Raw genomic sequence first — 23,376 nt, 5'->3', positions numbered from 1 at the left:
ATAAGCGTTCTTCTTGTTACAATTGTTTCTCTTTTAAAAAATATTATAACATTAAGGATAACATGTCTTCTGGGATTAGTGCCTCTTTCCCCTGGATTAGTGAGGCGCCCTCACTGGATCGCGAGATCACGGGGCCTCGCTCTCACTTAACTACGCATCGTCAGCTTATAGAAGCATTGAATGATGAGCTTGAGCGTATGGATGCTACAGAGGTCAGACAGCTGCGCCTGTATAAGGTTGCGTTAGTTATTGTGACTATCATAGGAATGGCTGTAGCGTTTGCCTTGCCTTTAAGCATGTTGTTTGGAATTCCTCTCTGGATCCCTATAGTTACAGGAATTGGCGTGGGGCTGATTACTGGTATTGCGGGGAGTAAGTTAAGAAATAAGTGTAATGCGATTCGCTTGAAGTATCGTGCGCTTCAAGTATATCGGCAACAATTATTAAGTCAGTATCCTTCTTTAGCACAGTCTACACTTTATAAGTACAACATAGAATTGCCTAAGAAAAAATTAGGCTTTAAAGAGAAGCTCCAGAAGGGACTTGGTAAACTAAAAGCTGTGTTTGATGGTGGTGCACAGTTAGATAATGTTTTGAATTTCGCGGGAGATCTGCCTAAGCGTCATCAAACGAGCATGCTGGTCGGATTAGACTCAGGGCCAAGCATGGCAGAGTGGGGTAAGTATATTAATGATGTTAAAGCTGCTAAAGTAGAGATTATGAATGGAGGGGCGGGGAATGACGCTATTGAAGCTGTAAAGCAAAGCTCTTTACTTGCAGCGGGGGTGGATCCTCAAGCGCTCCCTCCGGGAAGTTATATAGATCTTGCAAGAAATATCCTTGGAATTTGTGGATATGCTACTCAGGTAGGTGTAGAGGCTAGGCGGAGTCTTGATCGCATGCAGCGTCGTTTTTTGCGTAGTGAAACCCTAGTAGCTTTGCATCCAATATCAGCAACTACAAAGCAGTTTATGGAGAAAGGGATTCCTTTACTAGACTTTGCTGCAAATACTTTTAAAAAGATATCTTCGTTACTGGCTTCCTTGTATTCTTCTCAGTGCTTGAGTGATTTTGAAGCTCTTGGGAATTTATTCGAGTTATTTATCAGCGGGGATACAAGGCATGTTCAGCGCATACAAGATTTGTGTCATAAGCTTGGAACACATGATGCCTGCAATGAAGCTAGATTAGGTTTGCTTTTAGGGATTTCTCGAGCCACAGCTTTGATGTCTCAGGATGATGCTTTATCGAATTCGAATAATGAACTCGTGCTAAAGGGACTCCTAAGGCGATTGCGTGAAGAGTGTAAGAAAATTCGTCTCAAGGTAGGATGTAGTTCTTCAGATAGTCCTAGCGTTGTTATAGAAAAAGCTGAGAAAGCTTTGGTATTGGCTTTGATTAATTTAGGAGATATTGGAAGTTTTCTAGATAAGGTTCGAGGGGCAGTTCAATGTGGGAAGGGAGCTTGTTATGACGTTGAAGCAGTTTTACGTAAACATCCAGAAAGTCAGTTTGTCGCTTTAAAATGCAATTTAGAACGCATAGAAAAGCGTGTCCTTGAAGATAGTTGGGGAGCAGTTTCTAATAAACCGTTTGAAGAGGTTCTTCAGGAAAAACAAAATGCTTTGCATTCTATTGCTCTTATACGTAAGTCTTTGAGTTTTTTAGAAGGTAAGTATACAAAGTTACAAGAGTCCCGGTTGAGTAAGGTATTACTTCAGGATTTCTCCTCTCTGTTTTCTGAATTTGAGACTCAGATGTTTAAGGTGAAGACCTTTGATAAGGGGACAGAGTCAACAGTAGGGTTTTTAAAGGATTGCGAGAAATACTTAAAAAAACAGTCTAAGAAAATAGCTTCTGAAGCGCTGTCTTCAGAAGAACTTAAGAAGTTGTTTGAAGAGTATCGTGTGCTGTTAGAAGAGCTTGCAATACTGAGTTCTAGCGTGCGCTCTCTTAATGAAATAGTCTGTAATGAAGGTGTTTCAGGAGGGAGTTTACTGTTGTCAGCGTTGACAACTCGGGAAAAAACTTTAGATGCAAGACGAAAACAGAGGGAAAGGGAATTTAAAGCAAAGTCTCAGGCTCTGCGTTCTATACAGCATGAAATGCAAGGGAAAGATCTTTCCACTTTGATTCAAGAAGGGATACAAGGCTTAAATGCAATTATTTCTGGGATAGAGAGTTTTAACGGTGTTTTTAGAAACGCTGCAGATTTTCAAACGGGTAACATCCTTTCGAGTGCCTCTAGTCTTTTCAGCGCTATACATGAGCACAGTTCACGTAAGTTCTTAAATCTTCAGGAGTCTTTGCAAGCTGCTAGCCTTGGAGAGAAGGGAAAGAGTAGCGCTACGCCCTTTGTTGTTGGGAAAACTAACTTAGAGACGGAAGAGGGCTTTGCAGAGGGGTTAGCTCGGGAATATAGAAATTATGTAACTATTCGGCATGAGAGTTTAGAGAAGTTCTTACGAGGGGTGAAGGAGACGATTAACAAGTGGATTTTTTCTGAAGCTTTGGTAAATGGTATTCTTAGTTTAGTCGCTATGGCTCTTGGTATAGCTTTTGTGTCTACACAGATAGTTTGGATTATGGTTGCCCTCGGAGTCCTTACTGTTTGTATGCGCCTTGTTCCTATGGCTATGGGCTACTTTATGGAGAAAAAATTTTTTGATGCTCGAGTTATAGAAACTGTACAGAAGTTAATCCCAGCGACAAAAATTCTTCCTTCGGAGTTTGAAAATGAGAATCTTGATCATCTTATTGCCTTACAGGATTCTTTAGGTTTAGAGGGGTTTGAGCAAGCTTGGGCTAGAGAGGTCATTAGAGATCTTGATGGTTCTCCGGGAAGAAAAACAAAGACTTTCCAAAATGTATTGAAAGAGCTGCGTAAAGATGCGGATATGTTGAATACACGCATGAAGAAGGCTTTCCCTAAAGAAAATGTAAGTTCAAAAGTAGCTTCTTTGACAAGGGATCATAGGGAAACTTTACAGGCGGAGAGTTTCTTGGTCGAAGATGTTATTGAGCAAGAGTTAAAATTGCTGGAGTATCAGGAAGAAGTAAGAACTAACGAGCTTCTTAAGTTATGTACGGAGCAGGCAACTTGGGAGAGAGAACAGAACAATTCCAAAACTCTTGAAAAGCATGCGGAGTCAAAGCAGAAAGATCTTCAAAGGATCTCGGAAAAAATGACTCATTTTCTTACTGTGCGCGCTATACTTTTAGCTGCGATTCAAAAGGCTGCTGAAAAGATCCCCCCCGCTGCAGATTCGGATTTTTCTGATCAGATTCAAGAGCTGAATACGTTATCTAGGATAATTTGCAGAGATCCCAAGAAGAGGGAGAATGCTAAGAGGGTATTCCGAGAGAAGATTTCTGAGATTGTTTCAGCGGGGAATTTTTCTCTTTTAGAGGCCCAGTTGGAGCTTGGAGCATGTTCTGGAACATGTCAAGTGCGGCTTAGGGATGATTTTGAAGTGAAAACCCGCAAAGCTTTAGATGGGCAGAATGCTGAAGCAATTCTTGAAGGATGTCAAGGGATATTAAGTGTTTCTGGGTTGGAGGATTTATCTCCGTTCTTAAGGTTTTCTTCAGATGTGGCAGGAAGTGGTAAAGCCTTAGCCCGTAAGGCTAAAGAGCAGCTGGAGGCTTTGCAACAGGAAATAACAAATAATGATAAACCTTCTTCTCAAGACTATGCGAGGGCACTGACAGCATTATCTTCTTATTTAAAGGTTCAAGAGCCTCTAGAGGGGCAGGCATATGCATATTCTTCTAGCAGTGAAAAGTATAAACAAGCTGCAGGACTTATGGAGGAGTTGTATGCTGCAGAACAAATTCTTACAGAAGGTATAGATGTTTCATTCAGTCAACAATGTAACCTATCATTAAAGATAGCTCGTAGTATTTTCCAAGAGCAGATAAAAAAAGGGCCTCATTGTAATGTGCAGAAAGAGCTTTTAGAGATAGTAAAGTCTGCAGGAACTTCGCCTTCAGGCCAACCTGAGGTTGATTTACCTGTGTGTTTGGATAAGCTTGAAGATGTTCCTATTGAAGTTCTTAGGTTGTTATGCAGAGAAGTAGAGTGTCAAGTAAACATTGATGCTAAACGTGCTCAAGAGATCCAAGGAATCTGTCAGAGTTCCTCTAGGGTATCTCAGTATGTTCAAGTAAAAGAGAAATCTGTTGGAGAACTCTTAAAAGAAGGAAGCTTAAACATTATTAAGCTTAAGGAGGAGTTGAAGAAACTCGGAGAAAGAAAACAAAAGCTTCTTCAACGGAGAAACGAGATTTTATCAACGAAAGAAGAAGAGAGTCTCCTCTTAAGTTTAAGGTATCTGTTCAGCAGCGAAGATTCTAAGTAGATAAGAGATTAGCTCGTGTAGCTTAAACTCGTGAGTTCTATAGCCAATGTAGCGGTCTGGCCGGATGATAAATAAGGAGTTAGGATTGGCATGATAGAGTTTGAAGACTTTGGGATCCTTGACTACAGTAACCTCGATCCATTCGCCATACTCTTCTTTTAGGGCCTGGTAAAGATCCTCACGATCTTTAAAGAAAATTAGCTGGTGCTTTGTCCCATGAAGGGGATCTAAAAGAAACGTTCCATTTTCTAATTGGATATCAGCAGCACGCATTCCTGGCCCAGGGCCTTGAATTTCTTTATCTTGAGGAGAGATTTTGATTAGGTCGCTAGAGCGGTACTTTAAGGCTTTGTGTGGGGGGTAGTAATATTCCCCGCCTATGTGATCTAGCTGCCGGCATCCCTTGAGAAAATAATACATCAGCGCTGGAGCATAGATGCTAGAAAACGGGAGTTTCTTTGTTCTTCTTTCTATTTTTTCACTAAACAGAGGAAGAAGATTTCCATTACGCTGTTCTTTAACTTTGATCAGGTATTTTGATGCAGCTTGTTTTAATACAGGAATCAGTTTCCAAGCGAGGTTAAAAGCAGCGTGAATGTTTGCATTAATCCCGTTAACGTAGGAAAAAGATAGACTTTGGGCAAGCTGACCTAAGAACAAGATATTCCCATGCTCTGCAGGCAAAACATTGAGAGTAGCCTTAATGTGAGAGAATTCCTCAGCAATATTAAGATTATATGTATAGCGGAGCTTTTCTTTAAGCTTAGGAGAGAGCATGTAAGGAAGGTAAAGTTGCTTGGTTTTTTCTATAGGATTGAAGAAAACAAAATTTAAGAAAAGCTTTGTAAGGGGGATAAGATGGACGTGGCTTTCTTCAAAAGGCTGCCCCTCATGACAGTGTGCAAAGAAAGTTTCCTTATGGGTTTTACGCTTGATATGAGACTTAAGTAAGTCTTTGATGTCAGGATCAGCGTCTGCTTCACAAGCAATAATCCATTTAGGATTATAAATTTCTCGTTTTTCGAAGTTCTGCGATGAAGTTACGTTTTCAATAAAGATGCTATCTTCGATGAGAGTAACAGGGCGTGTTGCCCAATCAATGACTCCTCCTCTCTGAATAAAGACTTCCCTTAAATGCGTTTCAAGTTCTTGGTATGTAGTGATTATAGAAAAGGGAGTAGGAGAGTTGTTAGTCTGATTAAACTTAAACAGGAGCGAGCGCTTTTTCCAATGATAGCGGGCTCCGAAGATTTTATGCTGAGTTTTTAAGAAGTCTTGTAAGATGCCACCATTATGAAGAAGCTCTAAGGCGGAACAGGACAGGATTACAGGAAGATTCCGACAATCTAATAAGCTGGGTTCTTCTGGAGAACTGCGATGATCTATAACTTTAACTGAGATCTCGTGTTGTATCAGCATATTTGCCAACGCAAGACCTGTGGGATTGGCTCCTATGACTAAAATATCCGTCATATTGTTCTCAATGTGCAGGAGAGGAAAATTCCTATAATATAAATAAAAAATTGCGAGGAATCAAGAGTGGATTTGCACTTTATTTTTTAAATTCCTAGGGTGTTATAGAGTCCGAGTGAAGTGGGTGATGATCTCTTGCATAATTTCATCAAAGTAAGGGGAATCTTCGATACTATGTCCGGTATCTTGGTACACTTGGAAACTCATTTTTCCAGGAGCCGTCTTTTGAAACAGAGATCTTTGAGTGAGAGAGACAATATCATCCTTTTCTCCTTGTTGATGAAGGATGTAGGGACGCGTAGGAAGGGAATTTGCTACAACATGATCCTGGATTTTTAATAAGTCCTCAATATCACGAGGGCGAACTACAAGAGGAAGAGGACCTATACCGAAGCCTTTGCCAATAGCTGCTGCATTTTCCTTATTTAATTTGTATTGATCATAGAGTTCTTTTAAGAGGATCCCCCCATCTGCAATAGGAGCCCAAAGACTGAGAGATTTTAATGTAAAGTGAGAAGGTTCATACAAACTAGCCAAGTGAAGAGCTGTATGACATCCTAGAGAGAAACCTGCAGCTCCTAACCTAAAGGGGTTAACTTCAGGATAATTGCTAACAGCAGCTAGGATATCTTCGCCATTGGCTAAATATGTTCTGATCTCTATAGACTCTGCATGACCTTCACTATCCCCACATCCCGCCATATCCACGCGAATACAAGCAATGCCATTTTGCGCAAGCTTTTGAGCTAATTTTCTATAGGGATGGGAGGCACCACCGTATTTGCTTCCTCTAAAGCCGTGAAATAGGAGTACAGTAGGGAACCCCCCCGCAGGCATTTGTGTGGTAGGAAGATGAAATACTCCGATAAGGTTATACCCTCGACTATAAATATTAATTGCAGTGCAGATTTCTTGGGAGTCAATAATTTCGGAGGAAACTTTAAGTAGATCTTCGGGAACGTCTGGGAATCCTGGAATGGATGCTGTCCCTATTGCCGTGGTAATAGCCAGGGACAAAAACGAAACTAGAGCAGCAAAATACTTCACGAACAACTCATGAGCTTTAATAAAAATGCTGGTAAAAGGTTAAAATCACATTACTTTTTTGTCAATGCGTGGACTAGATAGTAAAAACTATAAAAAATAGTTTTTTATTTTTATTGAGTTTTTCAAAAATGCAAAGGTTCTTGTTTTTTCTCCAGAGGGGAAGTACACTATCTTTAGAAATTTTTTAAAAAAGGTAGTTTCTTAGGTTTTCTTATGCATTATGACCCCAGCTTGATTGAAAAAAAGTGGCAGAAGTTTTGGAAGGAGAACAAAACTTTTCGAGCTATAGAGGATACAAGTAAGGAAAAGTACTACGTTTTGGATATGTTTCCTTATCCTTCTGGCGCAGGTTTGCATGTTGGCCACTTAATTGGCTATACTGCAACGGATATTCTTGCACGCTACAAAAGAGCTCGGGGGTTTTCGGTTTTGCATCCTATGGGGTGGGATAGCTTTGGTTTGCCTGCAGAGCAATATGCAATAAGAACAGGGACACATCCTAAATTAACAACAAAGAAGAATATAGAAAATTTTAAAGTGCAGCTTTCTGCCATGGGCTTTTCTTATGATGAGGATAGGGAGTTTGCTACGAGTGATGCCGAGTACTACCACTGGACACAAAAGCTCTTTCTTTATCTTTATCAGCAGGGTCTTGCCTACATGGCAGATATGGCTGTAAATTATTGCCCCCAACTAGGCACTGTACTTTCTAACGAGGAAGTGGAAGATGGCCTTTCTATAGAAGGAGGGTATCCTGTAGAGCGCAGGATGCTAAGACAGTGGATTTTAAAGATTACCGCATATGCAGATAAGCTTTTAGAAGGACTGGATGATCTTGATTGGCCCGAGAGTGTAAAGCAATTACAAAGGAACTGGATAGGAAAGTCTAAAGGAGCCTTGATTCGCTTCTTTATGGATTCTGGAGAAAATCTAGAGGTGTTTTCTACGCGTCCGGATACGCTTTGTGGAGTGAGCTTTCTTGTGCTTGCTCCTGAGCATCCCTTGGTTGAGAAAATTGTCTTGCCAGAGAAAAAAGCTGAAGTGGAGAGCTATGTTCAAGAGGTTTTAGGAAGAAGTGAGAGAGACCGTATCAGTACTGTAAAGCGCAAGAGCGGGGTATTTACAGGAAGGTATGCTAAGCATCCTATTACTCACGAGGAGATTCCTATTTGGATTGCAGACTACGTTATTTTGGGCTATGGGTCAGGCGTGGTAATGGGGGTCCCTGGGCATGATGAGAGAGATCGTGAGTTTGCTGAGACCTTTTCCCTCCCGATTCATGAAGTGATCAATAGTGAAGGCTATTGTATACACAGTAGCTTTGGTGAGTTTTGCTTGGACGGTTTGTGTGGGCAGGAAGCTCGAGAGTATGTTATACGTTATTTGGAGCGCTTAGGTTTAGGAGAAGCAAAGGTAATGTATAAGTTGCGGGATTGGCTGTTTTCTCGCCAAAGGTATTGGGGAGAGCCGATTCCTATTGTGCATTTTGAAGATGGTACGAGCCGTCCTTTGGAAGATGATGAGCTTCCCTTATTACCTCCTGATATTGAAGATTACCGCCCTGAAGGATTTGGTCTAGGGCCTTTAGCAAAAGCTAAAGATTGGGTAGACATTATTGATAGCAAAACTGGAAAGAAGGGAAGGAGGGAGACTCATACGATGCCTCAGTGGGCGGGGTCATGTTGGTATTATCTGCGTTTTTGTGATGCCCATAACTTATTGTCACCTTGGTCTAAGGAAAAGGAGTCTTATTGGATGCCTGTGGACCTGTATATTGGAGGCGCTGAGCATGCTGTTCTTCATTTATTATATGCGAGGTTTTGGCATCGGGTATTTTATGATGGAGGGCTGGTTTCGACAAAAGAACCTTTCCAGAAGCTTGTAAACCAAGGACTCGTACTAGCAACTTCTTATCGCTTACCTGGGAAGGGGTATGTCTATCCTGAAGAGGTACATGAGGAAAATGGCGTATGGAAGACTGCTTCTGGAGAGCCTGTATTGGTGCGACAGGAAAAGATGTCAAAATCCAAGCTTAACGGTGTGGATCCTCAGACTCTTATTGAGGAGTATGGTGCGGATGCATTACGGATGTATGCGATGTTTTCAGGACCTTTGGATAAGAACAAACTTTGGTCAAATCAGGGGGTTGCAGGTTGTCGACGTTTCCTTAACCGATTTTTTGAGTTGGTAACTTCTTCGAAGGTTCAAGATGTGGATGATCAGCAGGGCTTAGCTCTGGCCTATAAGCTTGTACATCGTGTAACAGAGGATATTGAAAAACTTTCGTTAAATACGATTCCCTCGAATTTTATGGAGTTTTTGAACCACTTCCTTAAGCTTCCTGTCTATTCTAAGGCTGCCTTGGCTTTGGCAGTTAGGGTGTTAGCCCCTATAGCTCCCCATATTAGCGAAGAGCTTTGGGTTTATTTGGGAAATGATGCAGGAATAGATCGTGCTTTATGGCCACAGACAGAGGAGCGCTATCTCCAGGACTCTTTAGTAACAATGGTAGTTCAGGTAAATGGTAAGTTACGTGGGTGTTTAAAATTGGATAAGGATCTTCCTAAAGATGAGGTTCTCCTTTTGGCTAGGAAGGCTGTTGATAAGTATCTGCAAGATGTCTTAATTAAAAAAGAGATTTTTGTTCCAAATAAGTTAGTGAATTTTGTTGTGTGATGAAGCGTTTCTTCTATCGAACATTTGGGTATTTCTATGATGTTGCGTTAATTTTTGCCTTTATTTTAGCGTTCCCTAAGATAGCATATAAAATGCTTGTGTATGGGAAATATAAGCGTTCTATAGCTGTTCGCTTTGGGATAAAAAAGCCCGTTGTGCCGGGATTAGGGCCTTTGGTATGGTTTCATGGAGCTTCTGTAGGGGAGATCCGTTTACTTTACCCTATTATCGAGCGTTTTTTTGAGGAGTTTCCCGAATGGCGGGTAGTAGTGACGGCATGTAGTGAAGCTGGAGTGAAGCAGGCAGAGCAGTTATATTGCCCTATGGGAGCAACTGTTTCCATTTTGCCTTTAGACTTTAGCTTAATTATAAACCCTTTAGTGCGTAAGTTATCTCCCTCCTTAATGGTATTCTCTGAAGGGGATTGTTGGTTTAATCTTGTTCAGGAGGCAAAGAGGGCTGGGGCTGCCATTGTAGTTGTGAATGGAAGAATCTCCAAGGAGTCTTCTCGGGGATTTAAGTTTTTAATGCGCTTAGGGAAAAATTATTTTTCTCCTGTGGATCTCTTTTTGCTTCAAGATGCTGTTTATAAACAGCGGTTTCTCTCTTTAGGAATTGCTGAAAAGAAACTGCACATCACAGGAAACATCAAAACCTATATAAAATCTTCTACTTCAAAAAAACAGATTCGTGGGGAATGGAGGGAGCGCTTGGGGATTGCTTCTGAAGAGCAACTTATAGTGTTAGGCTCTACACATAAAAGCGATGATGAGAAATGGTTGCCAGCAATAGCAGCTCTGCTTCAAAAGAACATTAAGGTATTGTGGGTTCCCAGACATATAGAAAAAACTAAGGATCTTGAGGAGAGCTTACGCAGGTACGACTTACCCTATGGGTTGTGGAGTCAAAAAGTTTCCTTTCATGATTCCCCTATTGTTGTTGTAGATGAGATTGGTCTTCTTCAGCAGCTTTATGCTGCTGGAGATGTTGCTTTTGTCGGAGGGACCTTTGATCCAAAAATTGGTGGGCATAACTTGTTAGAACCATTACAAAACGAAGTTCCGTTACTTTTTGGCCCATGCATCACCTCTCAATCAGAAGTTGCTGAGCGCTTATTGCAATCCCATGTAGGGATGTGTGTGCACAACACAGATGCTATTTTGGATGCTGTTATCTTCCTCTTAGATCATGTTGAGGAGAGAGAACATCTAGTTCATAAGGGAAAAGTATTTTTACAAGAAGAGGGAGCAGCTTTTGAGAACACTTGGGATGCACTAAAAAGCTTTTTTATTCCCTTGTATAAAAATATACGAGTTTGATAGATTCTTGGTTTATCGCGGGATAGAGTAGAGGTCATCTCGTTGGGCTCATAACCCAAAGGTCGGAGGTTCGAATCCTTCTCCCGCTAGTTTAACATTTTCCCTGTGGCGGTATAGCTCAGGTGGTTAGAGCGGCAGAATCATAATCTGTGTGTCGTTGGTTCAAGTCCGACTACCGCTACAATTGCTAATACATTTGCTAAAGAGTATAAGTTTTAGGGGTGCCTGAACCTCCTCAGTGCACTCCGTTTTTTTTGTTCTTTTATTAGCTTTCCCAAAGTAGTGTCAGAGGGCGCTGGTCTATAAGTTCTTTTTCTCCGAAATACTGCAATGGCCCTGGGAAGCGATAGGAGTCGTTTAGCAGGCATTCTTCCCCTTGTTTTAGCAGATACTGCAAGGCGGGGGAGTGAGGATGGACAGAGTCGGTTTTAATTTTTGGTGTTAATGTTTTTCCTAGGGCTTCGACGTGCATCATCTTGTATAATGGGGCGCCACCTCCTTTCCATTCTTTATAGGGTTTGGCGAGGTTATTTATGGTGACCATATAACCTGTTTTCTTACGAACAAGAAAGAGTGCAGAGAAGATCCCCAGAGCGATGCCGTAATTGCAGTCGAAGTTGGAAGGAAAGCCTGCCCGGGATTCATAGCCGAAGAAGTGCGCAACAGGAGAGAAATCCATTTGAGGATCGATCTTATGAATTTCTTTTTTCACTAGAGTTGCCAGGAGCTCTTCTGTAGAGATTTTGGAGACGAGGATGTTCCCATAGGAATCTCTAGCAGTAAGAATTTGCTGGGCAATTTCTGGTGGTAGGGAGCGAAAGGTTTTTAGAGCTTCTGGAGAAAGCTTTTCTAAGAGTTTTTCTAATGGGAGTTTTTGTTTTAAGAGGAGGAGGTTCAGCTCGTGGATCAGCTTTCGTGTGTCGGAAATATGTTTGATTAGCCCTTCAGGGATAAGCATGGTGCTGTAGTTTTTCCCAGAGCGATAGCGGCTGATAAGGCTCAGGGCGATATGCTTACAAAGCTGCTTTAGGGAGAGCTTTCTTATGGCGATATGCTCGCTAATTAACGTGATGTTAGGTTGTGTTTGTAGGCCGCATTCTAGCGTGGTGTAAGAGGCTCTCTGCCCCATAAGGCGCACAAAATGGTGGTATTTTTTTATGGAGAGAGTGTCTTTCATGAGGTTCCCGATCATTTCGGAGTAGATCCGACAGGAGGTATGGAAGCCTAAGGAGGTCTCTATCCAGTGGTTTTTAAGATCACCATCTATAGTTTTTGGAACGCCAATGACAGGAATGGAGCAGTTATGTTCAAGAAAGTACTCTGCAAGCATGGCGGTGTTGGTATTGGAATGGTTCCCGCCAATAATGAGTAGTCCATCGAGCTTAAGTTTTTTCACAGTTGCAAGAATCGTGCTTTTTTGTTCTTTTGTGGTAATTTGCTCGCGACTTGAGGAGAGCATATCAAACCCTCCCAGGTTATAGTAATCATAGATCTTAGAGATATCTAAATCTTTATATAATCCTCGGATTAGCCCTAGAGGTCCTTTTATAAAGCCGAAAAGTCGTGATTTAGGATTAAAGGCTCGCAGACCATCAAATAAGCCGATCACGACATTGTGTCCTCCTGGAGCATGCCCTCCAGAGAGTAAAACGCCAATTTTCAGTGGAGGTGAGGAAGTGGCTTCCCCTTTGAAAATAGAGACATCAGGAATGCGACAGAGATTCGGGAGGCTTTCTTGGAGTTCTTGAGAGCATGAGGGGGGAGTTGTAGAGTCCTGAAAATGTTGGGATTTTATGGTATCTAGGAAAGCTAGAGTATCTGGGCGGTAGCGCAAGCGTTGGATTTCAAAATAGCTTTTATTTAAAGATAGGAGTTCCACAGCTAGTCCTGAGGGGTAAGTTCACATTGTAGCCACTGAATGAGGTCGGAGAAGACAGAGGTGTTAGTACAGGCAAAGGTGTGATCGACGTTAGGATAAGTTCGGATATCTACAGGGTTGCTTTTATTTATGAAGGCCTCTTGGAAAAGCTTTTGATGCTGTAGGGAGACTAGAGAGTCTTGTTGGCCTTGCATATAGAGAATAGAGAGTGCTGGAGAGAAAAGATGGGCTTCTTGTAGGGCTTGCAAATCTATGAATTGCGAACAAAAGGTTTTATTTATAGGAACTCCTGCATAGAGGACCTCTTCATCTTTTGTGGTCACTTCAGATTTTGGTTGGCTGAGGGTTTCCTGCAGCCATAGAGCTCCTAAGATTGTAGGGGCCCAAAGGGCTAAGCTTTTGACTTTAGGAAAAGCAGCTATATTGAGAAGAGCCAAAGTTCCTCCGAGTGAAGAGCCAAAAATTGCTACATTTTCTGTATCCGTATACGATTGAGAAAAAGCGTAACTTATAATTTCCCACACGCTGGTTTTGTAGTCTTCTAGGGAGAAATCAAGAAGATGGTATTCGCTATCCCCATGTCCAGGAAGGTCGACGCGTAATGTCGCGATTCCAATTTTTGCCAGTTCTTCGGCAAGATAGATATAGGAGCGTTTTGTTCCTATTTTATTAGATGCTAAACCGTGAAGAATGATAACCAAAGGATAAGGAGGAGAGAGCCTTGGGGTATGTAAAACTCCGAACGAGGTTACTTCATTTAGGAGAGTTATCGACAGTATAGAACGGCGTTCGTAGTTTCTGGCAGCACTTAGTAGCACAGGAATACCTTATTCTCACTTGGTTAATGTAATTTTTAAGGATAAATTAGTCGAGAAGAAATTCCTAGGTTTTTTTATAGCTAGTTGCTAGGGAATAAAGTGCTAATAATTTCCATCAGGGATTTCTATACACATGTGACATTGGTGTTGCCAGTGGTTGTGGTTTAAAAGAAGGGTAAGTGGAGGGAAGTTATCAGAATGGGTATCTGGAGGGGTTTGTAGTTGTAGTGGCCCTAAAAATCTGTAGGAGTCTTCTAAGGCCCAGATTTTTCTGTATAGCTTGAACTTTTTAAATGAAGGACTACTAATATCAACCAAATGTTTTTTGATCTTGGGCTGCAGGGGGCTATCAGAATGACGTTTTAGTGTGAGCATCTTCACAATGGGAATTGCCCGTAGACGCCACTTCTCAAAAGAACAGGCGAGGGATTCTATTGTAGAGAGGTAACCATTGCAGCAATGGCGAACTAAAACTCCAGCACCGAATCCTAAGCTGTAGCCGTAATCGTTATCGAACTTTGTAGGGATTCCGGATCTTCCTTCGTAGCCTAGAAAGTGTGATACTGCATTGAAAGGGACGGTTTTGAAATGTTTTTGGAGGTGATTTTTCACAAGGTGAATGAGGAGTTTCTCTACACTGATTTTAGAGACGTAGACATTTCCGTGAGCATCGCGATCATAGAGAAGCTGGTCAATAATTTTTGGAGGGAAGCTGTGGATGAGCTCTTGAGATTCTGGAGAGAGCTGAGAGAGCTTTTCTTGGGTTTCTGAGAGGGCTTCGATTTCCCTAATGAGATTGGTAATTTCTGGGATAAACTCGATGATCCCTTCAGGGATAAGAATTACACCATAGTATTTTTCCATAGCAGCGCGATCTGCAATTATGGAGCAGATTTTATGTATAATCGTTTTTAGAGGGAGGTTCTTCGCTGCAATCTCCTCTCCAATAAGGGCAATATTTGGATGGGTTTGTAAGGCACATTCTAAAGTAATGTGTGATGCTGAGCGTCCCATGAGCTTGATGAAGTGGTAGTGTGCCTTACAAGAGAGAGCGTCTCTAGAGATATTGCTAATGATTGAAGAATAGAATTTTGTGGCAGTATCAAAGCCAAATGTAAGGTCTAAGAGGTCATGTTGCAAGTCGCCATCTATAGTTTTTGGCACTCCTACTACTGAAGTTTTTGGGTGTTCTTTTGCAAGATACTCTGCAAGGATTGCTGTTGCCGTATTTGAGCCGTCCCCTCCAATGATGACCAGCCCATCGAGATCTTGAGCACGTATGGTTTTGAGACAACTCTCTTTTCCCTCTTGCGAGACGATGTTTTTTCTTCCTGTGCCTAAACAGTTAAATCCTCCAGAGTTTCGGAACTTATAGAGGAATTCTTTTGTGATGTTTATAGCGTTATTGTTTGTTAGTCCCTCACCATCATTTAAAAATCCTATGAGTTGAGAGTTTTGGTGAAACTTCTTTAGGCTGTCTAGTAATCCTTGAATGACGTTGTGCCCTCCGGGTGCGGGGCCTCCTGAGAGCATTACCCCCACTTTTAGGGGCCCTGCTGGAGAAGGCTTCCCAGGAGAGAATCTGATGTAGGGAAGATCGCAGGTATGGGGGAATAATGTTTTGATATCTTTGGAAATCTTATGAGATTTTCCTTTGTCAGGGTGGGGAGTAAGTATTTCTGCTTTCTGGAGTTCTTTGGGGAGAGGCGGGGTGTATGAGTTGATTATCGTATCAAGATCTATGTAAGATGGATGCATTAGGGTGCGAGAAGATTCTAAATAATTTTGCAGCTTATTCTTATTCTATTTTTGAAACAATGAGAATCCCTTTTCAGGGGATTTCATGATTTCTATATTAGCCCTAGGACTTTCCACCATATTGAGCCGATTCCGATCCAAATAGCGATGTTTGCTATGCTTAAGATAAATCCTGAGCGCCACCATTCTTTAACGGTGACTAGCTGAGAGCCAAAATACAGAGGGGCGGGTCCTGAACCATAATGAGTAAGCCCCCCAAAGAGATTGCTTGCGAAAGCAAATGCTAGTACAGAAAACATCGGATTGGTCCCTAGAGAGATAGCGACAGCGAGAAATACTGGAAACATTGCACCTATATGGGCGGTGTTGCTAGCGAACAGGTAATGAGAGTAGAAATAGACTAGGAAGAGCAATGGGAATCCTATGGTCCAGGAGAGCCCTTTCACCAATGCTGCTGCGGAGTTGCCTACAAGGGGGATAAATCCAAATTGGTTCAGGAAGGAGGCCATCATAATTAGGGCGCCAAACCAGATAAAGGTTTCCCATGCTGTGCCATTAGTGACGATATCCTTATGCCAATCTAAGATATTAGTTAGGACGAGTAGGGAGACTCCAATGAGCGCCGTTGTTGTTGCGGAGATTTTGAACAGATCTCCGAATGTCCACAGTACTACAAGAAGCGCAAAGATTAAAAGAATGGTTTTCTCACCTTGTTTCAAGGGGCCTATTTCTTTAAGTCGGAGTTTTGCTGTGCGGATGGCTTCTTCACAAGAGGTGATTGTCGGAGGATAGAGTTTGTACAAGATGATTGGCATCAAAGTAAGGCTGAGAAGTCCTGGGAGGAATGCTGCTTTTGCCCATGTTGCCCAGGATAGAGAGAGCCCAGCATTTCCTGCCAATGCTGCTACGAGAGGATTCCCTGCCATAGCGGTGAGAAACATCGCGCTGGTAATTACTGAACTTTGATAAGCAACTTTAATAAGAAACGCACCAATGAGGCTTTCTGTACCTTTTTCTGCGCTACTTCCGAACGATTCTGAAAGACCAGTCACTACCGGATAGAGGATCCCCCCGGCACGAGCAGTAACACTAGGAATTGCTGGAGAGAGAAGGAAATCTGTAATGACTAAGCCGTAGCTTAGCCCTAGGGGACTTTTCCCAAGTACACTGACGAAGAAATATGCTACGCGTTCTCCCAAACCAGTTTTTATTAATCCTTTTGCTATAGAAAATGAAAGAAATACCAACCATGCAATAGGATTATGGAATCCCGAGAGACCTTGCTCTAAAGTGAGTGTTTGGGTAAGAAGGAGAAAGGAGATGCCGATAATAACGACAGCTCCCATCGGGAAGGGCTGCAGGATAATCCCAATAATTGTAGTCGTAAATACTGCAAAGAGCTTCCATGCTTTAGGATCTATTGTTGCAGGATGTGGAGTTAACCAAATGCTAAAGAGAATGGAAATTAAAAAACTTAGAGATAAAAAACGTTTTCGTGTGTTCAATTGGGGACCTCAGCCTCGGTATTTGGAAAGCATTGTTGGGGATTTAGGTTTCTATAGGAAAATCCTCGAGCCATTTTTCCATTTCTTCTAGAGTGTCATTAATGAGTTCTGTAGAAGAATAGAGCTCTTCAATACAAGATTCTACACTTTCTTCGTTTATGATGTTGGTAATATCTTCCGTATTGATAAAGGTAGTATCAATAAGGCCGGCCTGGAAAGCTTAGTTATAGGATAAAAAAGCTCTCTTGGATAGAGGGAGCATATAGATGCTATGAGATTATCCCAAGCAAAAGAGGGAGTTTTTTCTAATCTATAATTTAGGAGCTCTCCAAAATAGTGCATAACATGCTCCCTGGAGAGTTTCCTTGCCCCCACAAGAGTTACAAGCCCTGAAATTGCTGCAGCTTTAACATAAGGATTGATATTTGGGGTTTCTATGAGCTCTTTGATTAGAGCTTCATCATCGCAGACGCTTGCCAGGATTCTGGGAAGATCTTCAGTAAGAACTTCCCCTGCAATCGCATGGGGAGTGTCATCTTCAAAAGCAAAGAGCTTAATAATTAGGGGAAGCGCACGACTTTCTCGAAATTGCGCAAGCAAATACATCGCATAAAGATGTCCTTGGTAATTCCCATCATTGATGATTTCTGGAATACGTTTTGTTGCGTCATCTAAGATTTGCAGAAGATATGGAGTGATTTGGTTTTGCTTGACAATCGCAGCTTCTATAGCTTCTCTTGGGAGGATTCCTTCATCGTAAGCGAGGTCTTCCAAAATATGGGAAATATCCATGCGTTAGAGAGACTCCAGTTTTTTTTTGCTTTTTTGTCTCGTAGCATGCCTACTTTCTTCTGTCAATGGTTTCCAGGGAGAGCAGATGAATGAATAGCGACACTTCCATCTTTGGAGTATTCTATGATTTAAGCTGGATTGGGGAGAGAGTGTTTTGGGCCTTGTCGGCATAGCGCAATTTTACGTTTCTTAAGAAAAAAACAAAATAGATAAAAGGGTTTTCGAACTACTTCAAAGAGCGTTAATTTCTTAGGAAGTATACATAACCTGTGACATAACTATAAAGAACTTTAATTCTTCTTCCCTTTAGGAATTTTTTATTTATACGAGAACTTGTTCTTCCTTAGGGGGAAGAGAAGATGAGGATTCTGTTTTTTGAGGAGCTAGGGAAAACAGAGGAATTGCTTGGAGGAGTTCTTGTGTTTTTTCATGGGTAGGAGCGCAAAAGATTTGTTCTTTTTTGGCATGCTCCACGATCCTCCCTTGATCCATGACTATTATAGTATCTGCGATTCCATAGGCTGCGGACATATCGTGGGTGATAAAGAGGAGGGTATTTTTGTATTCTCTTTGGATTTTCCCAAAGAGCTCGAGGATGAGAGCTTGATTTAGGGTGTCTAGGGAGGATAGGGGCTCATCGCAGATAAGAAGTTCTGGGCGGCATACAATTGCTTTTGCAATTGCGACGCGCTGTTTTTGTCCTCCACTGAGTTTATGAGGCTTTAGCTCCAAGATGGAGCTGGGGAGATTCACCAGCTTTAAGGCACGAAGGATTTCCTGATGTTGTTGTGATCTTGAGTAGGTGTTTAGGATTTTTAGGGGCTCAGCAATCAGGTTTTTAATAGAGGAAGTGGGGTTTAAGCTGGAGTTTACATCTTGCCAGATCATTTGCATAGCGCGGGCTTTGGGAATAGAGGGATCGAGGTGTAGTGTGATGGAGCCTTCTGAAGGTTTGAGAAGACCTAAAATGGCAAGGGCAAGTGTGGACTTTCCCGAGCCGCTCGCGCCTACAATAGTTAGACACTCTCCTTGGGTTAGGGTAAGGTGAATGTTTTTTAGGATTCTATGATTATGGATGGAGAGGGACAGATTGCGAATAGAGATAAGGTGCGACATAGGCTTATCCTTGGGTGGCGTAGCAATGGGGTTTATATCTTAAAATGGGGGCCATATTTTCCGTAATGGGGATTCTAGAAACAGCATTTAGGAGCTGTTTTGTATAGGGATGTTGGGGATAGGAGAAGATATCTTGGACACTTCCGATTTCGATGATTTTCCCATTTTTTATAATAACGATATCATCACAGAGTTCGGTAACTAGCGCAAGGTTATGGGTGACGAGAATCATCGCGGATTGGTTTTGCTTATGGACCTGATGTAAAATTTTCAATACTTGTGCTTGCGATACGGAATCTAAAGCTGTTGTAGGTTCGTCTGCAAGGATAAGCTCTGGAGAACAGGAAAGAGCAATTGCGATTACGACTCTTTGTCGCATGCCTCCGCTGAGCTCAAAAGGGTACTGATACAAGCAGCGTTTAGGATCAGGAATATGCACGCTAGCGAGGAGTTCTTCGGCTTTTTCAAAGGCTTCCTTTTTGCTGAGAGTGTGGTGTTGTCTTAGGGTTTCTATGATTTGCTTCCCTATGCGCATAGATGGGGTGAGAGAGCCCATAGCGTTTTGAAGGATCGTGACAATCTTTTTTCCGCGGATTTTATAGAACTCTTTTTGGGGGATTTTTGCAAGGTCTGTAGTAGAGTTTAGTAAGATGCTTCCTTCAGTGATCCTACAATTATTTGGGAGAAATCCTAGGATAGCTTTGATGACTGTAGTTTTCCCTGAACCGCTTTCCCCGATGAGGGCAATGCTCCTCTGTTGTTTGAGCTTTAGAGAAAAGTCCTGAATTAAAGTCCTATTAGGGTTTTCAGAGATGATTTTAAGATTCGAGATATTTAGAAGGGGATCATTCATGGAAATTTTCCTCGATAAACAAACGTTTCGCACCTTGACCTATTAGGTTAAAGCTAATTGATAAAGATACGATACAGATAGAAGGAAAGAAAAACAGCCAAGGGTAGTAATCTACAGCATTAATGCCTTCTTTTACGAGGGTTCCTAAGCTTGCTCGTGGAGGTTGGATCCCTAATCCTAGGAAGCTAATAAATGCTTCGGTATAGATTGCTTTGGGGATAGTAAAGATCAGCGTAGAGATGATCGGAGCAAGAGAGTTAGGGATAAGGTGCTTCATAAGAATATGAAAAACAGAAGCGTTCATAGCTTTTGCTGAAAGAACAAAGCCCTTGTTTTGAAGAAGTAGGAATTGTCCGTAGATAATTCGTGATATGGGGATCCATCCTGTCATGATCATGGATAAAATTAGCGGGAGGATTCCATTATGGAAGATCACTAAGAGCAAGATAATTACAGGAACAGTAGGGAGGGAATAAAGGATTTCTGTTGTGCGCATCATGAGGAAGTTTACGTTTCTGTGGCTGAAGATGGCAATTGTGGACCAAAGGAGTCCGATAAATACATCCAAGAACGTAGCAATAAGAGCAATGAGAAGGGAAAGCCGCAATCCCTGTAGGGTTCTTGAGAGCATGCATCTTCCTAGTAAGTCTGTGCCAAAGGGAAAACGCAGGTTTGGAGGAGTTAGCGTATGATTTAAAGACATGTGCTCATGGTAAGGATAGAACCAGGGGAGAATTAGGGCTCCCAAAAAAATGACAGAAAAAATCCCCAGTCCGAAAAGTAACATTTTGTTTTTACGAATACGTTCCCAGAGGGTCGGAGATGGAAAGAGGGGTACTGGATCCATAGGGTTCTTTAAAACTCCCAAGCGTTTTTAATTAGTCAATTTTGTTTTATTGTATTTGCTTTGGGATAGGGGTTTGCTTTTTCTTGTGTGTGGGGTTGTTTTTTATTTTTTTTATTTTTTTTCATGTGGCTATAGCGGATTTGTGGATCGATGAAAGCTTGAAGGAGATCCGAAGCTAGTGAGGCAAGCATGAAAAAAGTCCCATAAAATGCTGCTAGTCCCAAGATTACAGGGTAGTCACGTTGTTTTATGCTACAGATGAACCACTTCCCTAGACCTGGGATGCAGAAGATATTTTCTATGGCGAAGGTTCCCGTCATTACTGTAGTAATCAAAAATGATGAGTAGGAGATGGTGGGAAATAGTGCGTAGGGGAGGACGTGCTTGAGAATGACTTTTAAGGGAGGGAGTCCCTTAGCGTAAGCGAAAAGGACGTAGTCTTTATTTAGTGCTGAAGAGACTGAGGAGTAGGTCAGTTGGGTAATGAAGGCCATAGGGGAGACCGCAAGCGCAAGTGTGGGGAGGATGGTGTGGGAGAAACTTCCCCAACAAGCGACGGGAAAAAGGGGGAGTTTTACGGCAAAGATGTATTGTACGAGGGTGGCAAAAACAAAGGCAGGGGTAGAAATCTGTAATATGGAGGTTCCTAGGATATAGTGTCTGTATTTTTTTCTTTTTAGTGCTGCGAGAGTTCCTAATAGGATTCCTCCGCAGATGGAGAGGACCAGACTTTGCAGCCCTAAAATTGCAGATGCTGGAAATGCTGTGGTGATAATGTTTATGACAGAGCGATCTCTATAGACAAGGGAATTTCCAAAATTTCCTTTAACTAGGGAGTAGAAATAGAGGCTGTATTGTTTATATAGAGGTTTGTCTAGGCCGTAATGGGCTTTTAATATGTTCAGGGATTTTTCCGAGATAACATTACAGCCTTCTTCATTAAAGGGATCCCCAGGAATTGTTTTCATGACTAGAAACGTTAGTGTTAACACAATCCACAGGGAAAGAAGATTAAACAGAAAACGCTTTTTGATATGTGAAAACATGAGGATCCCGGTATATGGAGCTTGGATGAGAAAGCTCTCTAAACTTTTTAGCATTATATTTTGGTTTTTTCTCAGATTCAATACAAAAACGCTTCTTAAAGAAGGAGAATTGTTATTTTGCTCTTAAGTTTGGCTTGCAGATTTTTTTTTAACAATTTCCGTATTTTTGAAGTCTACATAGCCAAGTGGAGAATGAAAAATATTCTTTAGGTTAAGGTTTGTTGCGTAGATCAGGTCTGAATGGTAGAGGGGAACAACGGGGAGTTCTTGATTGACAAAGACTTCTGCAAGATAGGTGCTTTGGGAAATATCGAGTTCTTGATGAGATTTTATGAGAGCTTCGTAGTTGGAGTTTTTCCATTTTGTTAAGTCGTGAGGATCCCCAAGGATTGTCAAGAAGGTCATAGGATTAGCGTACTCAGCAACCCATCCTCCTGTGGCAATGAAGAACTCTCCACGTTTTCTTTGTTCTAGGAAGCAGTGGTATTCGCTGCCTTGAATAGAGATTTGCAATCCTAGGACTTGTTTGAGTTGTTGTTGGATATTTTGTGCAATGGTAGATAAGTTATTCGCTTCTGTAGGGTAGAGTAGTGTGAGTTGCGCGAGTTGTTGTTCTGAGAGTTCTTTTTTTGCCTCTTGAAAATATTGTCGAGCTTTTTCTTGGCGTTCTTCTATAGAGAGCTCTTGGGGAGGTTTGAGTTGGGATAGCCCGGGAGGGACTAGGGAATACGCAGGCTTCCCAAGATTTACAAACTGTAATATGGCATCCTTATTGATGGCATAAGCAAGAGCTTTTCTGAGGGCTTTGCTTTGCAGTTGAGGTTTTTCAAAGTTATAGATCAACATGGTAGTTCCGAAGACTGGATAGGAAAACACCTTGTCTTTTGGGAGGGCATTTTGAGCTTCCTTCACTAGTGCGGAGCTCCAAGGGGCACCAATGAGATCTACCGCATGGTTTTGCAGAAGCTTTAGAGCGGTTCGGGAATCCGTGACGACTTTAAATTCTAAAGCATCTAAATGTACAGAGAAGCTTTCGTGATAGTGGGGATTTTTCTTTAGGGAGAGACCTTGTTGTGGGACATAGTTGCTTAGTGTGAAGGGACCATTGGAGATATGTTTTAGATGTTTTTGGTTGTGGGTATAGGATTCTCTTAGTGATTTATGAACAGGATAGAAGATGGGGTGTGCAAGGATTTCTAAAAAGTAAGAAAGAGGTTTTTCTAGGGAGATCTCTAGGGTATAGGGATCTTTCGCGCGGATCCCTAAGCTATCTAGAGGCAGGGTGTTTTCTAGGATTTTTTCAGAGTTTTTTATGGTGGTTATTAGGGTATGTGCTGAGGGTAGCGTCGTATGTGTATAGAGTTGCTTTAGAGATTCTTCGAAGTCGTAGGCTGTTAATGGAGAGCCATCACTCCATTTTGAAGGTTTTAGAGTGAAAGTGTAGGTTGTTTTATCTTCAGATAAGGTAAAGGATTGTGCTAGAGCAAGTTGAGCGCCTTCTGGGGTTTCTCTAGTGAGCCCTTCATAAAGGGCTTTTATGATGGAGATGTCCTTAGCAAGATATACGCTACGGGGATCTAAAGATATAGGGTCGTAGCTCATCGCTATAGTTAGGGAGTTTTTAAGTTTTTGTTGAGGTTGAGAGCAGCTAGAAAATGCACATAGAGCTATAAGGGTACAAAGTGTGGTTAAGAACTTTCTTATGGGAGGGGTTCTCGTGTTTTCTAGTGTTCTGTAGTGCATTTGACAGGGTTGGTTTGATTTTTTTGTGCGTATGTTTGGTGAATCTCTAGTTGTTTCTCTTTTCATCTGTTTATGAAAAGAGAGCTGTTTCTAAGACTATTCTAATTTTTAAATATTTGTTGTAATAACAGTGTTATAAGAAA

14 protein-coding genes, 2 tRNA genes and 1 pseudogene are annotated in these 23,376 nt (G+C 41.7%); 5 read left to right on the top strand and 12 right to left on the bottom strand.

Annotated features, from left to right (window positions below):
- Nucleotides 1–62 precede the first annotated feature (62 nt).
- A complete protein-coding gene (locus G5S_RS04330) occupies nt 63–4,361 on the top strand; it encodes a hypothetical protein (RefSeq protein ID WP_013712989.1) in 4,299 nt (1,432 codons plus the stop codon).
- On the opposite strand, the gene G5S_RS04325 is transcribed toward G5S_RS04330, so the two are convergent.
- Both G5S_RS04325 and G5S_RS04320 read right to left on the bottom strand, forming a co-directional pair.
- The gene (locus tag G5S_RS04325; RefSeq protein WP_013712988.1) at nt 4,326–5,834 is read right to left on the bottom strand and encodes an FAD-dependent oxidoreductase; all 1,509 of its coding nucleotides are present in this window, start codon (nt 5,832–5,834) and stop codon (nt 4,326–4,328) included. The genes G5S_RS04330 and G5S_RS04325 overlap by 36 nt on opposite strands.
- 102 nt (nt 5,835–5,936) lie before the next feature.
- The gene (locus tag G5S_RS04320) at nt 5,937–6,881 is read right to left on the bottom strand and encodes an alpha/beta hydrolase (RefSeq protein ID WP_013712987.1); all 945 of its coding nucleotides are present in this window, start codon (nt 6,879–6,881) and stop codon (nt 5,937–5,939) included.
- 213 nt (nt 6,882–7,094) lie between these two features.
- Here G5S_RS04320 and leuS point away from each other — a divergent pair, with 213 nt between their 5' ends.
- The 4 genes from leuS (at nt 7,095) to G5S_RS04300 (ending at nt 11,057) form a co-directional block, all read left to right on the top strand.
- On the top strand, nt 7,095–9,557 hold the full coding sequence (leuS, locus tag G5S_RS04315) for a leucine--tRNA ligase (protein ID WP_013712986.1): 2,463 nt from the start codon (nt 7,095–7,097) through the stop codon (nt 9,555–9,557).
- Nucleotides 9,557–10,876 carry a lipid IV(A) 3-deoxy-D-manno-octulosonic acid transferase gene (gene waaA / locus G5S_RS04310; RefSeq protein ID WP_013712985.1) on the top strand — a complete coding sequence of 440 codons (1,320 nt, stop codon included), beginning with the start codon at nt 9,557–9,559 and terminating at the stop codon, nt 10,874–10,876. The genes leuS and waaA overlap by 1 nt, the downstream gene beginning before the upstream one ends.
- Before the next feature lie 16 nt (nt 10,877–10,892).
- A tRNA-Met gene (locus G5S_RS04305) sits at nt 10,893–10,965 on the top strand.
- Nucleotides 10,966–10,983: 18 nt separating this feature from the next.
- A tRNA-Met gene (locus G5S_RS04300) sits at nt 10,984–11,057 on the top strand.
- An 84-nt stretch (nt 11,058–11,141) separates the two neighbouring features.
- On the opposite strand, the gene G5S_RS04295 is transcribed toward G5S_RS04300, so the two are convergent.
- The 10 genes and pseudogenes from G5S_RS04295 to G5S_RS04250 all read right to left on the bottom strand — a co-directional run bounded on the left by G5S_RS04295 (nt 11,142) and on the right by G5S_RS04250 (nt 23,233).
- Nucleotides 11,142–12,755 carry a diphosphate--fructose-6-phosphate 1-phosphotransferase gene (locus tag G5S_RS04295; protein WP_013712984.1) on the bottom strand — a complete coding sequence of 538 codons (1,614 nt, stop codon included), beginning with the start codon at nt 12,753–12,755 and terminating at the stop codon, nt 11,142–11,144.
- Nucleotides 12,756–12,757: 2 nt separating this feature from the next.
- Complete coding sequence (locus G5S_RS04290; RefSeq protein WP_013712983.1) at nt 12,758–13,573, bottom strand: alpha/beta hydrolase; 816 nt, start codon at nt 13,571–13,573, stop codon at nt 12,758–12,760.
- Nucleotides 13,574–13,675: 102 nt separating this feature from the next.
- Nucleotides 13,676–15,331: a diphosphate--fructose-6-phosphate 1-phosphotransferase gene (locus G5S_RS04285; protein ID WP_013712982.1), complete on the bottom strand. Its 1,656-nt coding sequence runs from the start codon at nt 15,329–15,331 to the stop codon at nt 13,676–13,678.
- Between the two features lie 92 nt (nt 15,332–15,423).
- A complete protein-coding gene (locus G5S_RS04280) occupies nt 15,424–16,836 on the bottom strand; it encodes an anion permease (protein ID WP_013712980.1) in 1,413 nt (470 codons plus the stop codon).
- A 43-nt stretch (nt 16,837–16,879) separates the two neighbouring features.
- Nucleotides 16,880–17,628 (bottom strand): annotated as a pseudogene (locus G5S_RS04275) (DUF1186 domain-containing protein).
- 321 nt (nt 17,629–17,949) lie between these two features.
- The gene (locus G5S_RS04270) at nt 17,950–18,744 is read right to left on the bottom strand and encodes an ABC transporter ATP-binding protein (RefSeq protein ID WP_013712977.1); all 795 of its coding nucleotides are present in this window, start codon (nt 18,742–18,744) and stop codon (nt 17,950–17,952) included.
- A gap of 4 nt (nt 18,745–18,748) precedes the next feature.
- Nucleotides 18,749–19,597 (bottom strand): ABC transporter ATP-binding protein, encoded by an 849-nt coding sequence (locus tag G5S_RS04265; RefSeq protein ID WP_013712976.1) that lies wholly within the window; start codon nt 19,595–19,597, stop codon nt 18,749–18,751.
- Nucleotides 19,590–20,444, bottom strand: coding sequence for an ABC transporter permease (locus tag G5S_RS04260; protein WP_013712975.1), 855 nt, complete (start codon nt 20,442–20,444; stop codon nt 19,590–19,592). Before G5S_RS04260 ends, G5S_RS04265 begins: the two co-directional genes overlap by 8 nt.
- A gap of 35 nt (nt 20,445–20,479) precedes the next feature.
- Nucleotides 20,480–21,490, bottom strand: a complete 1,011-nt coding sequence (locus G5S_RS04255; protein ID WP_041467102.1) for an ABC transporter permease — start codon at nt 21,488–21,490, stop codon at nt 20,480–20,482.
- A gap of 123 nt (nt 21,491–21,613) precedes the next feature.
- Entirely contained in the window at nt 21,614–23,233 is a 1,620-nt protein-coding gene (locus G5S_RS04250) for a peptide ABC transporter substrate-binding protein (protein WP_230672893.1), read from the bottom strand.
- Between the last annotated feature and the right edge of the window lie 143 nt (nt 23,234–23,376).

This window comes from Chlamydia pecorum E58 (assembly GCF_000204135.1).
In the GTDB taxonomy this organism is placed as follows: Bacteria; Chlamydiota; Chlamydiia; order Chlamydiales; family Chlamydiaceae; genus Chlamydia; species Chlamydia pecorum.
This window is presented reverse-complemented; position numbering and strand designations above follow the sequence as displayed.

What these genes read in the sequence shown, in the direction of transcription:
- G5S_RS04330 (WP_013712989.1), top strand. Translation starts at nt 63, where the DNA reads ATGTCTTCTGGGATTAGTGCCTCTTTCCCCTGGATTAGTGAGGCGCCC.
- G5S_RS04325 (WP_013712988.1), bottom strand. Translation starts at nt 5,834, where the DNA reads ATGACGGATATTTTAGTCATAGGAGCCAATCCCACAGGTCTTGCGTTG.
- leuS (WP_013712986.1), top strand. Translation starts at nt 7,095, where the DNA reads ATGCATTATGACCCCAGCTTGATTGAAAAAAAGTGGCAGAAGTTTTGG.
- waaA (WP_013712985.1), top strand. Translation starts at nt 9,557, where the DNA reads ATGAAGCGTTTCTTCTATCGAACATTTGGGTATTTCTATGATGTTGCG.
- G5S_RS04285 (WP_013712982.1), bottom strand. Translation starts at nt 15,331, where the DNA reads ATGCATCCATCTTACATAGATCTTGATACGATAATCAACTCATACACC.
- G5S_RS04270 (WP_013712977.1), bottom strand. Translation starts at nt 18,744, where the DNA reads ATGTCGCACCTTATCTCTATTCGCAATCTGTCCCTCTCCATCCATAAT.
- G5S_RS04265 (WP_013712976.1), bottom strand. Translation starts at nt 19,597, where the DNA reads ATGAATGATCCCCTTCTAAATATCTCGAATCTTAAAATCATCTCTGAA.
- G5S_RS04260 (WP_013712975.1), bottom strand. Translation starts at nt 20,444, where the DNA reads ATGGATCCAGTACCCCTCTTTCCATCTCCGACCCTCTGGGAACGTATT.
- G5S_RS04255 (WP_041467102.1), bottom strand. Translation starts at nt 21,490, where the DNA reads ATGTTTTCACATATCAAAAAGCGTTTTCTGTTTAATCTTCTTTCCCTG.
- G5S_RS04250 (WP_230672893.1), bottom strand. Translation starts at nt 23,233, where the DNA reads ATGCACTACAGAACACTAGAAAACACGAGAACCCCTCCCATAAGAAAG.